We start from the raw sequence: 15541 nt of genomic DNA, 5'->3' as shown, positions 1-15541 counted from the left end.
GTCTTCCATACAGGGCTTGCTTTCATGGCATGAAGATACGAAATTTATGCTGATTGACCATGAAAAAAGGCTGCCCTTTTTAGACAGCCTCTTTTACTTTAAATAATTCGTTTAATTACACGCAGTTTGTGGGTATGTTGGCGCATTTCATAACTAAAAATACCACTGTGGTCTAATCGGTCAATCCGTACTTTGCCGTGCGCGTGAATAATATAATTATCACTCATTATAATACCCACGTGTGTAATTTTGCCTTCTTCATTGTCAAAAAAAGCTAAGTCTCCCGGTTCACTTTCTTCAATAAAACTTAGAGCTTCTCCTTGTGTCGCTTGTTCGCTAGCGTCGCGTTTAAGTTTATATCCATTTAATTTGTAAACCATTTGTGTAAAGCCGCTACAATCAATTCCAAACGGACTTTTGCCACCCCATAAATACGGAGTGTTTAAGTAGAGTAGGGCTGTTTCAATTAAATGTTCCTTCGAAAGCATTGCCGAAACAAATCTCCCTTCAAATTGATGATTTAAGTATTCCGATGCAGAAACACTGCTTCCTACACAAATTGAAAACAATTGATTTTCCGAAACAGTAACAAAATCCACTAAATCTGAAGATAATTTTGAAGGTATTTCCTCGAAATTTGAATAATCTTCTTCGGTAATATTTAAAAATTGTTTGTTGTCTATCCAACCTTCATAGGCGTCAAAAGCCAAGCGGATTCGGCTCCATTTTTTCCGTGTTTCCAATATTTTGAAATGTTCGCCATACAATACCTGCGTCACCATTTCGCTAGCATCGGAAGCTTCGGCCCTAAGCGGAACAATACTCAAATTACAGATACCGTAATCCATTCAGAAATTATTGATGACAGTTACGGTTGTTTTTAGATTCTTTCAATTACCATGGCCGAAGCACCGCCACCGCCATTACATATAGCTGCGGCACCAACTTTGGCGTCGTTTTGTTTTAGCACGTTAAGAAGTGTTATCAAGATTCGAACGCCACTGCAACCCAGAGGATGGCCCAAGGATACCGCGCCACCGTTTACGTTTACATTACTATCGTTCAGCCCTAATATTTTCATATTTGCAAGTCCAACAACCGCGAAGGCTTCGTTAAACTCAAAATAATCTACATCATTCATCTCAATTCCCGCTTTTGCAATCGCTTTAGGAAGTGCTTTTGCCGGAGCAGTTGTAAACCATTTTGGTTCCTGTGCTGCATCGGCGTAACTTTTAATATATGCTAATGGAGTAAGTCCTAATTCTTTTGCTTTTGTTTCACTCATTAAAACCATAGCGCCTGCACCATCATTTATTGTTGAAGAATTTGCTGCAGTAACGGTGCCGTCTTTTGTAAATGCTGGACGTAAGGTAGCAATTCGGTCCATTTTTACATTCTTAAACTCTTCATCTTCCGAAACTATTACCGGCTCTCCACGACGTTGTGGTACTTCAACGGGCACTACTTCTTCATTAAATTTTCCATCTGCCCAAGCTTTTGCAGAGCGCTCGTAAGATTTTACTGCGAAAGCATCTTGATCTTCACGAGAAAATTCGTATTCCGTAGCGCAAAGATCTGCACAGGTTCCCATTGCGTTATGATCGTAAGCATCTACCAAACCATCTTTTTGCATGCCATCAATTAAGGTAGCTGGTCCAAATTTAGTTCCATTGCGCATATGTACGTAATGTGGAATATTGCTCATGCTTTCCATACCGCCTGCAATTACAACATCGGCATCGCCAAGGGCAATAGCTTGCGCTGCATTCATAACGGCTTTCATTCCCGAAGCACAAACTTTATTAACAGTTGTAGCAGGTACCGTATCAGGAATACCAGCACCAAGGGCGGCTTGACGTGCAGGCGCCTGTCCCACACCGGCTTGAACCACGTTGCCCATATAAACTTCCTGAACCAAAGACGGCTCTAAATCTATTTTTTTCAATGCACCTTTTATAGCTGCGGAACCCAGTTGGGCTGCGGTAAGCGATGAAAGACTACCCATAAAACTTCCAATTGGAGTTCTGGCTGCCGATACAATAACTACTTTATTACTCATACTACTGTTTTTATATTTGAAATAAGGACTGCGAAATTACGGATTTATAACTTAAATATCAATCTTTGCAGGTATTGGTTTTGGGATAACTCGTTCCTAATTTATACCTTTACTACAACTAATATTTATATGAAGAACCTTTTTTCTTTATTCGCAAAAAACCAGTCCCTTATTTACAAGGTTTTTCTTTTTATACTTTCCACGTTATTAGTTATTTACTTTTTGCCGAAAGGCGGGCAGTTTAAATATAATTTTCAAAAAGGGAAGCCTTGGCAATACGAAAACCTGTATGCTCCTTTTAGCTTTACTATAAAGAAACATGAAGATACACTTAAAAAAGAAAGGGAGCAAATTAGAAATAATGCAGTTCCGTATTTTGAATATAACAACGAAATTGAAGCAAGTGTATTAGAAAATTTCAATAACAAGCTTGAAACAAAATATGTAGATAGTTTGTATGCAACCCCTCAAAACACGATAAAAAAGATAGGAGATAGATTTATTTCTGAAACTTATAAAAAAGGGGTGACAGATGAAATCCACACCTATGATGGCGATAAGCTCATTTATCTTAAAAATGGTAACGAGATTGAAGAACGAAGTTATTCGCAATTGTTTAAAAAGGAAAATTTAAACAAAAAAATTAGAGAGCTCGTTGAAAAAAATAACATAGAAGACGCCCAAGCCTTGCTATATAATCTTTTGAGTGAAGTATTAGATCCCAATGTAAAGCTCAACACAAAACTTACCGAAGCTTCTATTGACGCCGAAATAAAAACCATAAATCCAAACAGGGGTATTATTGAAAAAGGAGGGCGAATAATTGCAAAAGGCGAAGTAGTGGAAGGCGATAAATATCAGGTTTTAAATTCGCTTAAAGCCGAATTTGACAGTCAGATTTGGAGTAAGAACAACTATTTGTGGTTGTTAGTTGGTTATTCTATGCTCGTTTCATTAGTGTTTTTAATGCTATTTTTATTTCTGAAAAACTACAGACCCTATATTTATCACAACAATACCAAAGTCACCTTTATTTTCTTCAACATTTTACTGATGGTTTTTTTAACCACCTTGGTGTTAAAGGTTCATTCAGATTATGTTTACGTGGTTCCCATATGCATTCTGCCGCTTATTTTAAAAGCATTTTTTGATCCTCGCGTTGGTCTTTTCGTGCACGTTTTAACCATATTGTTACTTGGTTTTATTGTGCCCAATAGTTTTGAATATATGTTTTTACAATTTATTGCGGGTATCGTAACAATACTTACGGTTTCAGAATTGTACAAAAGGGCAAACCTGTTTATTTCGGTTGGGCAAATAACTTTAATATACATTCTTGGGTATTTTGCCTTCTTTGTAATTCAAGAAGGAAACATACAAACGTTACAGTGGGAAAACTTTGGATATTTTATTCTTTGTGGTTTGGCAACGCTTTTTGCCCATCCGCTAATTTATTTCTATGAAAAAATCTTTGGTTTGGTTTCAGATGTTTCATTATTAGAATTGAGCGATACAAATTCAAAACTGCTAAAGGAACTTTCAAACAAGGCTCCTGGCACCTTTCACCATTCTTTAAATGTTGCTAATTTAGCCGAAGCTGCGGCAAACGAAATTGGAGCTAACAGTATGCTTGTTAGGGTAGGGGCACTTTATCACGATATTGGTAAAATGCAGAACCCCACCATGTTTACCGAAAACCAAGCAAATTCAATCAACTCGCATAATGAATTAGATCCAAAGGAAAGTGCCAAAATAATTATAGACCACGTAATAAAAGGAATAGAAATAGCCAGAAAACACAATCTTCCCGATCGGGTGATAGATTTTATTAGAACCCACCACGGAACAAGTCTGGTTTACTATTTCTACAGTAAAGAGAGGGAAGAGCACGGCGAGGCCAATAAAGAAGATTTTATTTATCCGGGACCAATTCCCTTTTCAAAGGAAACAGCTATTTTAATGATGGCAGATAGCGTTGAAGCGGCAAGTAAAAGTTTAAAAGAACCTTCTTCTACAAGCATCGACGAGTTTGTTGAAAAGATAATTAACAACCAAATGGCGCAAGGTCAGTTTTTAAATGCGAATATTACCTTTAAAGAAATTGAGATGATAAAGAAAGTGCTAAAAAAGAAATTGAACAACATTTATCATTTACGAGTGGAATATCCGGAGTAAGTGCAAATGCTATTAAAATTGAATTTTAAAAACAAAAAACCCTCACAACCTAAGGCTACAAGGGTTAAGAGTGATCGCAGAAGGATTCGAACCTTCGACCGCCTGCTTAGAAGGCAGGTGCTCTATCCAGCTGAGCTATGCGACCATTATATGGTTATTATTTCCTAATTATACAGAACCTTCCAGTTGATTATAGAAGTGCTCTATCTTCCCGATAGCTATCGGGAGCGCTATGCAACCAATTAAGAAATAAAAAAGCCGAACAATTTTAATTGTCCGGCTTTTTGTCGGGGTGGCAGGATTCGAACCTGCGACCTCCTGCTCCCAAAGCAGGCGCGATAACCGGGCTACGCTACACCCCGTGAACAGCAATAAATATTGTTCACTGTATTTTGGAGTTTCTCAAAACTCTAATGCGGAGAGACAGGGATTCGAACCCTGGCGACGGTTGCCCGTCGACAGATTAGCAATCTGCTCCGTTACCACTCCGGCACCTCTCCAATTTTTTATGAACTTGTCATCCTAAAATGCGAGTGCAAATGTATGTTTTCAATTGTAATAATGCAAACAAAAAAGAGCCTTTTTTAAAGATAAATTTTAAAGTGTTTTAATTCCAGTGTATTGGCACTAAATAAAACTTTATAAATATTTCTAAATCTTACTGCACACTAACATTTCCTTCCGGTTTTCAGCATTTGTCACAAAAAATAAATAAACATCGCCTCCGTCGGCAATCTTCCATTTCTTACGAAGAGTCGCTACCGATTCAGGAAAATTTCTTGTGGCAACATTTGCTTTTTTAAAAGTTAGGGCCGAACGCATTTCAGATTTCGTATAAGGCACTATTTTTTCAATTAAAAAACTGCGGCCTGGGAAAGTTTGAAGGGTGTTACTCGTGTAAAGATGGGTGTTTTGGTGAAGTTTATGCAGTTTCAATTTTTCCGAAATAAAACTAAAAGCACCACTTTTTAAAATAGCAGCATTGGGTTCAAATAGATATTTTAGAGGCAAACTGTAGGTAGCAGTAGTAGGCGTATTCCAATTAAAATTGAGAGATTCTAATCCAAGCTTTGTAAAATTAATTGTTTTTATTTTAATGTTTGCAGAAGTATCCTTTTTAAGCAGCCACAACAATTCCTTCACTTCATTTTCAACTGCAACTATGTGTATTTCGGCTACATTTTGTAATTCGTTCAATCCTACTGAAATGTCAAGCATTGGCGAAGTTTTTAAAAGAAAAACTTTGCAATTATTTAATATTTCTGAAATATTTGACGGAATATCTGGCTGGCAATCCTTCAGGAAAAACACTTTACCTTTTCTATTGTGGCGGCGTGAAGGATCTGCATAAATTACATCGAAGTTTTGTTTTAAAATTGCTTGTAAACCATCCTTAGTTTCGCAATTAATGTTTGTTTTTCCGAAGACCTTAAAATTATGTGTCGCCAATGCCGAAAGCGTTTCGTTTATTTCAAAATGATAAACAGTGTTGAATTTTTCTGAAAAGAAATAACTATCCACTCCAAAACCGCCAGTAATATCGGCAAGTGTATTTCCGTTGACCAACGATGCCTTGTATTTTGCAGTAATTTCGGAAGAAGTCTGCTCTAAATTTAATTTCGGTGGAAATAAAATATTTTGTGTTTTAAACCATGAAGACAGTTTTTTTTCAATTCGCTTTCTGCTTTCAATTTGTTGTATTAATTCTTGAGCAGTAACATTTTTAAATGGACTTCCGGCAAAAGCCAATTTTGAAACATCATCTTCAAAATTTGTAATATAATGCTGTACTTCGTTATTTAAAAGATATTTATTGAACAATTTTATAAATTTCGGGTGAGTCGTTTTACAACTTTATATTCAGAGAGGAATTCTTTCGCAATTACTTTTATGGCGGTATATGTAGGTACGGCAAGGATCATTCCTGGAATACCAAAAACATATCCTGCCACAAGTATTGCAATAAATATTTCTAAAGGATGTGACCGAACACTGTGGCCAAAAATTACAGGTTGCGAAATAAAATTATCAAAAACCTGTGCTATTCCATAACCACTGGTGGCTATTACTAACAACGGCAAAAGTCCGGTGGAAAAATCGGCGCCCAAGTTGTTGGAAACTATAACAAACATCATTAAAACCCAACCTATTACTGGTCCTAAATACGGTACAATATTTAAAAAAGCACATATAAGTGCCACGGCCACAGCATCGCGAATATCTAAGTATAATAATAAAACGGCATAGAATAGCGCGAGTATAAAAATTTGTAGTAATAGGCCAATAAAATACCTGGAAAGCAATTCTTTTATTTTAATTAAAATACGTTTAAACTTTACTTCGTTTTCGTCTTTTGCAAATACTAAAACTGAATTCGCAATTAGGCTTTCATCACGCAACAAAAAGAACGAAATAAACAATACCGAAAAAACACCTATAATCGTACTGCCTATATTTCCGAAGAAAATATTAATAAAACTCGGTATAATTTCAACATTCATATTTTGAACGTAGGTTGTACGTTTAACCGCTTCAACTAGTTGAAAATGATCGACTCCTAAATAATCGCTAGCCTGAATATTTAATTCATTTAAATCGCGCTTAACTTGTTCAAAATCTATTTGCGAAATGTTTTTGCCCTGTTCAATAATTATGGGAACAAAAATACTCACCACCAAACTGAAAGCACAAATTATGAGAAGTAGGGTTAGTACAGAAGCGGAAGTATTCCCGAACTTCAATCTATTTTTGAGAAATAAAACTACGGGTCTTCCTATTAAAGAAAGCACTAGTGCGAGACCAATAAATAGAATAAGTGCTTGAATTTCATAGAGAAACCAAAACAATAATATTATACCTACGAGCACGCCGAGTGCTCTTAAAATACCTAAGGTTATTGCTTTTGCAGTGGTCTTCACTTCGTAAATATACTATATTCCAAAGTATGAAAAAGCAAAGTTTTGTTAAGGAATATTAATTAAAACTTATTTTCGGGAAATCATCACTTTGTTGAAATCGCTCGCTCTTTTTTGAGCATTAAAGTAAATGTAAATTGGGATTGTAAATGTAAGTGTTGCGATAAAACCTAAAATAAAAACAGCTCCCGAAAGCAAAATTGCCAGTCCAAAACAGAAGAGTCCAATAAATTTAGAAGGTTCAGCAATAAGACGATTGATGTGTTTTTTTTCGAATGTGCCACAGTGCGAACAACGATTGTTTATTTCATCTCCAAATTGCGCCTGCAGCTCAAACCTATTATTTGCTTTTGAACTTATATAGTTTTTCTTTTTGCAGGAACGGCAATAATAACTCAATTGCATGTATTAATTTTCAAATACGTATTTAATAATATTGGCGCCCATTTGGAGTGCTTTTAGTCTAACTTCTGGCGGATCGTTGTGTACTTCGGGATTTTCCCAACCGTCGCCAAGATCGGTTTCAAAAGTGTAAAGTAAAACCAACCTGCCATCCACAAAAATGCCAAATGCCTGCGGTGGGCCGCCATCGTGTTCGTGAATTTTGGGCATTCCTTGCGGAAATTTATAAAAGTAATTGAATAACGGGAAGTTTGTGGGCAGCTCTTTTAATTCGGCGTTCGGGAAAATTTTAACGAGCTCCTTTCTTATATATTTGTCCATTCCGTAGTTGTCGTCTATGTAGAGAAAGCCGCCGCTCACCAAATAATTTCTGAGGTTTTCAGCTTCTTCGGAAGAAAAAAAGACGTTTCCGTGCCCCGTCATATGTACAAAAGGATAATCAAAAATATCTATACTTCCGGGGGTAACTGTTTCGGGTTTTTCCTTTATGGTCGTGCTAATTTGCTCATTGCAGAATTTCACCAAATTGGGCAACGAAGTTGGATTTGCATACCAGTCGCCGCCACCGCCGTATTGCAGCAACGCAATTTCTTGAGCTGAAATACTACCAATGCCAAAAACAAGTGGCACAAAAAAGAATATTGAAAAGAGTGTTTTTCGCATAGTTTTCAAAAGTACAAAATAGGGCAGATAAACCTAATAAGTTTTGAAAACCTGTTAGCTATTTTATTATTCATTGACGAAAGCAACACTATGGCAAGCCACGACTGCCGCAGTTTCGGTTCGCAACCTACTGTCGCCCAAAGCAACAGGAATAAATCCGGACTTTTTTGCAAGTGCTATTTCTTCCGAAGAAAAATCGCCTTCAGGGCCAATTAGAATTATAAATTTTTTCTTCGGAACTAAAACCGATTTCAACGATTTTTTATCGGTTTCTTCACAATGTGCTATACATTTTAAACTGTCCGAAGCTATTTCTGAATTAACAAATTCTTTAAATGAAATTGCTTCGTTTAGAATTGGCAAATACGCTTTCAGCGATTGTTTCATCGCGCTTTGAAGAATTTTTTGGTAGCGCTCCGGTTTAATTACTTTGCGTTCGCTGTGGTCGCAAATAATTGGGGTGATTTCAGTAATGCCAATTTCCGTAGCTTTTTCTAAAAACCATTCGTAACGATCGTTCAGTTTTGTGGGCGCAACCGCCAAATGTAGCTCGTAGGGCAGGGGTGGCTGTTTTTCTTCGGAAAGAATTTTCACCAAACATCCTTTTGGGTTTGCACTTGTTATTTCGGCATTAAAAAACAAACCAGTTCCATTGGTAATTTTAAAAGTATCGCCTGCTTTCATTCGCAATACTTTAATAATGTGCCTACTTTCTTCTTTATCGAAAGCAATTTCCTTAGAATTTTCTGAAATATTTGGATTGTAAAAAAGCTGCATTTATTTCAATTTTGTTTTTACCTGCGCAACACCACTTTCCGTCCATTGATGTAATTTCTCTTCAATATCGTTATTCCACGGATTGAGGGCAATTCGAATTCGTTTCAGTATTTCTTCGGAATTGGGATGCATATTTAGTCGTGTCATTTCGGTTTCGAAATGATTAAAACTTCATTCGGGCCGAAGCTACTACATTATTCTCGGCAAAATTTTGAGTTTTGTATTTTAATTCGCCAACAATGGCAATCATTGCTGCATTATCTGTGCAAAACTCAAATTTTGGGATGTGTGTTTTCCAGCCGTATTTTGTTTCAGCTTCCTTTAAAGCATTTCTAATTCCGCTATTCGCCGAAACACCACCGCCAATGGCAATTTCTTTAATGCCCGTCTTTTTTACGGCATTTTTAAGTTTTTCCATTAAATAATCTACGATTGTAAACTGAATGCTGGCACAAATATCTTCGATGTTTTCTGAAATAAAATCGGGGTTTTTAGCCACTTCCTTTTGCACAAAATACAGCACCGACGTTTTCAACCCGCTAAAACTGAAATCCATTGGTGAAACCTTTGGCTTCGGAAATTTAAAGGCTTTCGGATTTCCTTTTTGGGCGTATCTATCAACCAGCGGTCCGCCAGGATAGGGAAGGCCGAGAATTTTCGCGCTTTTATCAAAGGCTTCGCCTACGGCATCGTCTATGGTTTGGCCTAATATTTCCATTTCAAAATAATCGGTCACTTTTACAATTTGCGTGTGACCGCCGCTAATGGTCATCGCCAAAAACGGAAAGTTTGGAGCTACTTGTCCTTCAGCTTTAATAAAATGTGCCAAAATATGCGCTTGCATATGGTTTACATCTATTAATGGAATGCCCAGCCCGAGCGCCAAAGATTTTGAAAATGAGGTGCCTACGAGCAGCGACCCCATAAGGCCGGGTCCGCGCGTAAAAGCGATGGCAGATAACTGTTTTTTATCGATATTTGCTCTTTGCAACGCTTGGTGAACTACTGGCACAATATTTTGTTGGTGAGCACGCGAGGCTAGCTCTGGCACCACACCGCCATATTGTTCGTGAATTGCTTGTGTAGCAACAACATTGCTCAATATTTCTGCGTTGTTAATAACGGCAGCGGCTGTATCGTCGCAGGAAGATTCAATACCGAGAATGTAACAATTTTTTTGGATCAAAGTGAAAGGGGTATATTTATTGGTTGTAAAAATAAAACATTAAAAGCGTATCAAAAAACTTCGCAAAATAATAGTTCGTGCCTTCGTAATCATCGTATTGCTGCTCGTGCTTATAATTATTATTTTTTCAATTCCTGCGGTTCAAACTAAAGTAGCTAAAAAAGTAACCGACGACCTTAACGAAACCTACGGGACAAACATTAATATTAATCGCTTAGGCCTTAACTGGAAAGGCGAAGTAGATATTAGAGAGGTATATATTGCCGATCACCATAACGATACACTTATTTACAGCAAAGAGGTTCAAACCAATATTATAAGTCTTCAAAATTTAATAAATGGCGACCTGGGTTTTGGCGATATTGTTTTAAACAATGCTAAGCTTTACGTTAAAACTTATAAAGACGAAGAAACTGATAATCTCTCCATTTTTGCAGAAAAATTTGATACCGGCAAACCCAGCACTTCGCCTTTTTCACTTTTTAGTAATGATGTTGAATTAACAAATACCCGTGTTAAAATAATCAACGAAAACTTAGACAACCCAGACGTTTTTATTTTAGAAAATGTAAATGTCGTTGCCGAAAATTTAAAAATAAACGGCCCCGAAGTAACAACCAATATTAAAAGGATGTCTTTGGTTTCGTCTCGGGGTTTCGTAGTTGAAGATTTGCAGGCAGATTTTTCGTATTCATTAACAAATATTACCCTTAAAGATTTAAATTTAAAAACCACCGAATCGCATATTATTGGCGACATAGATTTAGATTTTGCAAAAAACGGAATGGCAGATTTTGAAAACGATGTGCTAATTACGGCCACTTTGAATAATTCAAAATTAGCAACCAACGACTTAAACGGATTTTACAATGAATTTGGACCCAATCAAGTTATAAAGTTGGACACAGAGTTAAAAGGTACGCTAAATGATTTTACTGCTACCAATCTGAAATTTGAAACAGGCGATACTTTTATTCAAGGCGATTATGCATTTCAAAATATTTTAGATTCTAATAAAACATATGCCGTTATTGGGACCAATCATTATATAGCTACAAATTATTACGATTTAAGAAGGTTTATGCCACGCGTTTTAGGCAATGTAGTTCCCGTGGAATTGAAGGAGCTAAAAAGTTTCACGCTTAGCGGCAATACTTCAATTATAGGAAATGAGCTAAATTCTAAAAGCAATTTAACCAGTGGAATTGGACAAGCCAAGCTCGATTTAAAAATAGGCAACATCAGCAATATTGATAATGCTTATTACAAAGGAAATATTGTGCTTACCAACTTCAACTTAGGAAAAATTGCCAATACTACTTCCCTCGGAAAAATGACTGCTAACCTTAATTTTGACGGACGTGGTTTTGATAAAAACACTGTAAACACGGAGGTTTCAGGGAAGGTTTCCTCCTTCAATTTTGAAGGTTATAATTACAAAAACATTGTAGTTTCGGGCAATCTTAAAAATCCACTTTTTAATGGCGAACTCTCTATTAACGATCCAAATTTAAAACTTGAGTTTAAAGGATTGATAGATGCTTCTAAAGAAACCAATCATTTAGATTTTGAAGCAGATGTGGAGTTTTCAGATTTAAATAAGCTCAATCTTATAACCCGCGATAGTATCTCTGTTTTTACCGGTAAAGTGGTTGTAGATATGGATGGCAAAACGATTGACGATGTAGTGGGAACCATTAATTTTAGTCAAACGTTTTACCAAAACGAACGCGATTACTACTATTTTGACGATTTTAAGATTACTTCAACCTTTCAGGATTCGGTGCGAACTATTGAAATTAATTCGCCCGATATTATAAATGGAAAGATTACGGGCGAGTTTTTAATTAAAGATATTCCAAATCTTTTTCAGAATGGTATTGCGAGTATTTATGCAAATTACATTCCACAGGAAGTTACTACAAATCAATATATAGATTATGAATTTGTGGTGTATAACAAAATTGTAGACGTTTTTGTGCCACAGTTGAAACTAGGGGATAATACCCGAATAAAAGGTTCGGTGTATTCCGATGAATCTAAATTTGAACTCGATTTTCGCTCACCCGAAATTCTTCTGTTTAATAATTATATAAGTAAATTAAACGTTCAAGTAGATAATGATAATCCGTTATATAACACATACATAGCTGCTGATTCTGTTTATACAGGTTTTTACAATCTTAAAGATTTAAATGTCATAAATAAAACACTGAATGATACTATGTACGTGCGTTCAGAATTTGCGGGTGGGCCGAAGAAACAAGACCTATTCAACCTTTCACTTTACCATACAATTAACCGCGAAGGCAAATCAGTAATTGGTGTAAAAAAATCTGATATTACGTATAAAGGTAATGTTTGGTATTTAAACGAAAACAACAATCGTTTAAACAAAGTGGTTTTCGACGATAATTTCAGGGAAATACGAATAGATTCATTAGTTCTCAACCATAATGATGAATTAATTCAAATGGCTGGTGTGCTTCGGGATTCAACATATAAAGATATTAAGGTACGTTTCAACAATGTAAATATTGGCAATATTACACCAGAAATTGACAGTCTTCGACTTAAAGGAAATGTTAATGGTAAGTTCGATTTTATTCAGAAAAACGGTGCGTATTATCCCAATAGCACCGTAACAATTGATAGTGTGGAGATAAATGAAATTCTTTTTGGCGATTTAAGTTTGAAAATTGACGGGAACGAAGACCTCACAAAATACCGGATAAACACTTCGCTTATCAATAATAATGTAAAATCTATCAATGCCGTGGGAGAAATTGATGTTGCTCCCAAAAACCCGCAAATACAACTTAACGTAGATCTCAATCAATTTAATTTACAAGCTTTAAGTCCTTTTGGGGCTGATGTAATTTCAGATATTCGCGGGCTAATTACCGGAAATGCACGCGTTTCGGGAAGTTACAAATCCCCCGATATTTTAGGTCGTTTTACGTTAGAAAATAGCGGATTAAAGATTCCATATTTAAATACCGATTTCAATTTAGAAAATAACGCACAAGTAGTGGTTACTAAAAATAAATTTGAAATAGGACGCACCAATATAACCGATACAAAATATGAAACTGAAGGTATTCTTTTGGGGAATGCCACACATACGAATTTTGGAAATTGGGAATTAAATCTGCGCATTGAAGCGCCCGACCGACTTTTAGTTTTAGACAAGCCGCCGGAGGAGGATGCGCTTTATTACGGAACTGCATTTATTAGCGGAAGTGCGGATATAATAGGCCCCGTAGATGAATTGGTGATAAATGTTGAAGCCACAACCGAGCGGGGTACAACCTTTAAAATCCCAATTAGCGACACCGAATCTATTGGCGATGACTCCTTTGTGTATTTTCTTTCACCCAAGGAAAAAGAAGCGCGCATTAACGGAGAAACGGTTGTTACCGAAAGGGTGAAAGGTTTAGCTCTAAATTTCGATTTAGACATAAATAATAATGCCGAAGTAGAGGTGGTTGTGGACCAAGAAAACAATTCCACTTTAAAGGGACGCGGCGCGGGAATACTTCTTATTGAAATAAATACAAATGGGAAATTCCAAATGTACGGCGATTTCCAAGTTTATGAAGGAGAATACGATTTTAGGTATGGTGGAATTATTCAAAGAAACATTGGGGTTGTGCCCGGCGGAAACATTACTTGGGATGGCGCGCCCGAACGTGCAAATCTCAGCTTAAGTGCTGTTTATAAAACGCAGGCAAATCCTTCGGTTTTATTGGACAATCCATCTGTTAACACGAAAATTCCGGTGGAAGTTTACGTAGATTTGGAAGGCGAACTGGCCCAACCCGAACTTAAATTTAATATAGATTTTCCGCGGGTAAGTTCTACGTTAAAAAGTGAGTTGCAGTATAAATTGCAAAACCAAGAACAGATGCAAAATCAAGCTTTGTTTTTGTTGGCGTCAAATTCATTTGTAAGTGAAAACTACGCTGGTTCTAATGCTTTTGCGGGAACAGTTGCAGACAGAGTTTCTGGCTTGGTAAACAATTTGTTTGCAGATCAGGATGGTAAATTCAGAGTTGGTTTGGATTATTCAATAGGAAACAAAACTCCCAACCAAGAAACATCGGACCGCTTTGGAATTACACTTTCTACACAAATAAATGAACGCATACTTATAAACGGAAAAGTAGGGGTGCCTGTTGGTGGCGCAAACGAAACATCGGTTGCGGGCGATATTGAAGTACAATGGTTAATAAACGAAGATGGAAGTCTGCGAATGAAATTCTTTAACCGCCAAGCAGATTTGCAATTTATCGGGGAAGATCAAATCTTTGAACAAGGAACGGGAATTTCATATTCCGTAGATTTTAATACGTTTCAGGAACTCTACCGAAAACTTTTCAATAAAAAAGTAACTGTAGAAGCTGAACTTCCCGTAATTCCGGACGACAACACCTACCCAGTAGATTTTAAACCACAGGGAACAATTAACGAGGAAGAGGGGGAGTAGCGCCGTGTTTATAATCATATAGTCGCTCGGCTAGCGTTTCGTCTAAAACAAATGGATTTGCTTTTCCAGATTGATATGCTGCAATTTGGAGTGTTCGTTTTAATTCCAACGCATCAACGGGGTCTTGTTTGTGCCACGCTAATAAAGTTTCTCGCTGCAATTCAAAAAACGAATCGTCGGCTAAATCGGCTTCTTCTCGATACATAGTGTAAAAGTAAAATACTGCGCGTGCAACATTGCCTTTAAAGCTGTCTTGCGGTTCAAATTTTTTATTTCCTTCTTTTGCACAAAAAGTTTCAACTTCATCGGGCTTAGATTTATACTTGTCGTCGGCCGTGTACCAAACGTCACATTCTTCATCTGTAACATCACCAAAAGGGTGATTGTATCTTGAAACATTGACGCTTAAACGCACGGGAAATAAATGATGCATGTCGCTTTTAGCATTTCCATTGCTAGCTCCTTTACTTTTTGGATAACTGTGTTCAGCAATTATACTGTTGAAAGGATTAAGCTTCATCAACTTTAAAACTGGGTTTTCTTGCGTATGTGAAAGCGGCAATTTATAACCCGAATACATACAACTTACAGTATCGTTTATATTATAAATTTGAGTGTACATTACTGCTCGCGCCTCGTCATAACTTAAAACGTGCTGCGGTTTATAATTTTGAACTAAGTTTTTTAGCGGAATCGTATCTTCGGAAAAAACGGCAAATTCAACCCTAGAATTTTCGTCATTTGAAAGTAATGAATCTGAAAAATAAACACTGAGAACTTCGGAATTAGGCAATGCTGAATGCACTGTATTTCCGAAGAAAAAGAACGAAACGAGGACGGCGGTTAATTTAATTATGGATATCTTTTTCTTCAAG

At 36.7% G+C, this 15541-nt stretch carries 12 protein-coding genes and 3 tRNA genes; 2 read left to right on the top strand and 13 right to left on the bottom strand.

The annotated features are described in order from the left end of the window. Positions 1-98: 98 nt before the first annotated feature. Both K8089_RS08790 and K8089_RS08785 read right to left on the bottom strand, forming a co-directional pair. Positions 99-848, bottom strand: coding sequence for a C40 family peptidase (locus K8089_RS08790; RefSeq protein ID WP_237602906.1), 750 nt, complete (start codon positions 846-848; stop codon positions 99-101). 32 nt (positions 849-880) lie between these two features. Then, positions 881-2059: an acetyl-CoA C-acyltransferase gene (locus tag K8089_RS08785; RefSeq protein ID WP_237602905.1), complete on the bottom strand. Its 1179-nt coding sequence runs from the start codon at positions 2057-2059 to the stop codon at positions 881-883. Between the two features lie 129 nt (positions 2060-2188). Between K8089_RS08785 and K8089_RS08780 the strand changes: the two genes are divergently transcribed. Beyond that, on the top strand, positions 2189-4234 hold the full coding sequence (locus K8089_RS08780) for an HD family phosphohydrolase (protein ID WP_237602904.1): 2046 nt from the start codon (positions 2189-2191) through the stop codon (positions 4232-4234). Between the two features lie 71 nt (positions 4235-4305). Here the strand turns inward: K8089_RS08780 and K8089_RS08775 are convergent. From K8089_RS08775 to tsaD, 10 genes are all read right to left on the bottom strand, one after another. Next, positions 4306-4379: transfer RNA gene (locus K8089_RS08775), tRNA-Arg, on the bottom strand. Between the two features lie 142 nt (positions 4380-4521). Next, a tRNA-Pro gene (locus K8089_RS08770) sits at positions 4522-4596 on the bottom strand. Between the two features lie 54 nt (positions 4597-4650). Next, positions 4651-4734: transfer RNA gene (locus K8089_RS08765), tRNA-Ser, on the bottom strand. 151 nt (positions 4735-4885) lie between these two features. Further along, positions 4886-6055, bottom strand: coding sequence for a THUMP-like domain-containing protein (locus K8089_RS08760; RefSeq protein WP_237602903.1), 1170 nt, complete (start codon positions 6053-6055; stop codon positions 4886-4888). Between the two features lie 2 nt (positions 6056-6057). Continuing rightward, positions 6058-7152 (bottom strand): AI-2E family transporter, encoded by a 1095-nt coding sequence (locus K8089_RS08755; protein ID WP_237602902.1) that lies wholly within the window; start codon positions 7150-7152, stop codon positions 6058-6060. A gap of 66 nt (positions 7153-7218) precedes the next feature. Further along, entirely contained in the window at positions 7219-7554 is a 336-nt protein-coding gene (locus K8089_RS08750) for a hypothetical protein (protein WP_237602901.1), read from the bottom strand. Between the two features lie 3 nt (positions 7555-7557). Then, positions 7558-8214 carry a DUF4159 domain-containing protein gene (locus tag K8089_RS08745; protein WP_237602900.1) on the bottom strand — a complete coding sequence of 219 codons (657 nt, stop codon included), beginning with the start codon at positions 8212-8214 and terminating at the stop codon, positions 7558-7560. Positions 8215-8280: 66 nt separating this feature from the next. After that, positions 8281-8991, bottom strand: coding sequence for a 16S rRNA (uracil(1498)-N(3))-methyltransferase (locus K8089_RS08740; RefSeq protein ID WP_237602899.1), 711 nt, complete (start codon positions 8989-8991; stop codon positions 8281-8283). After that, on the bottom strand, positions 8992-9138 hold the full coding sequence (locus tag K8089_RS08735; RefSeq protein WP_237602898.1) for a hypothetical protein: 147 nt from the start codon (positions 9136-9138) through the stop codon (positions 8992-8994). 16 nt (positions 9139-9154) lie between these two features. Further along, positions 9155-10177 (bottom strand): tRNA (adenosine(37)-N6)-threonylcarbamoyltransferase complex transferase subunit TsaD, encoded by a 1023-nt coding sequence (gene tsaD / locus K8089_RS08730; protein WP_237602897.1) that lies wholly within the window; start codon positions 10175-10177, stop codon positions 9155-9157. A gap of 106 nt (positions 10178-10283) precedes the next feature. Between tsaD and K8089_RS08725 the strand changes: the two genes are divergently transcribed. Next, complete coding sequence (locus K8089_RS08725) at positions 10284-14666, top strand: translocation/assembly module TamB domain-containing protein (RefSeq protein WP_237602896.1); 4383 nt, start codon at positions 10284-10286, stop codon at positions 14664-14666. On the opposite strand, the gene K8089_RS08720 is transcribed toward K8089_RS08725, so the two are convergent. Further along, on the bottom strand, positions 14644-15540 hold the full coding sequence (locus K8089_RS08720; protein ID WP_237602895.1) for an endonuclease: 897 nt from the start codon (positions 15538-15540) through the stop codon (positions 14644-14646). The genes K8089_RS08725 and K8089_RS08720 overlap by 23 nt on opposite strands. Position 15541: the final 1 nt, after the last annotated feature.

It is taken from the genome of Aequorivita vitellina (assembly GCF_022008365.1).
GTDB classification, from domain to species: domain Bacteria; phylum Bacteroidota; class Bacteroidia; order Flavobacteriales; family Flavobacteriaceae; genus Aequorivita; species Aequorivita vitellina.
This window is presented reverse-complemented; position numbering and strand designations above follow the sequence as displayed.

Coding starts and splice junctions, on each gene's coding strand:
- K8089_RS08790 (WP_237602906.1), bottom strand. CDS start 848: ATGGATTACGGTATCTGTAATTTGAGTATTGTTCCGCTTAGGGCCGAA.
- K8089_RS08785 (WP_237602905.1), bottom strand. CDS start 2,059: ATGAGTAATAAAGTAGTTATTGTATCGGCAGCCAGAACTCCAATTGGA.
- K8089_RS08780 (WP_237602904.1), top strand. CDS start 2,189: ATGAAGAACCTTTTTTCTTTATTCGCAAAAAACCAGTCCCTTATTTAC.
- K8089_RS08750 (WP_237602901.1), bottom strand. CDS start 7,554: ATGCAATTGAGTTATTATTGCCGTTCCTGCAAAAAGAAAAACTATATA.
- K8089_RS08745 (WP_237602900.1), bottom strand. CDS start 8,214: ATGCGAAAAACACTCTTTTCAATATTCTTTTTTGTGCCACTTGTTTTT.
- K8089_RS08740 (WP_237602899.1), bottom strand. CDS start 8,991: ATGCAGCTTTTTTACAATCCAAATATTTCAGAAAATTCTAAGGAAATT.
- K8089_RS08735 (WP_237602898.1), bottom strand. CDS start 9,138: ATGACACGACTAAATATGCATCCCAATTCCGAAGAAATACTGAAACGA.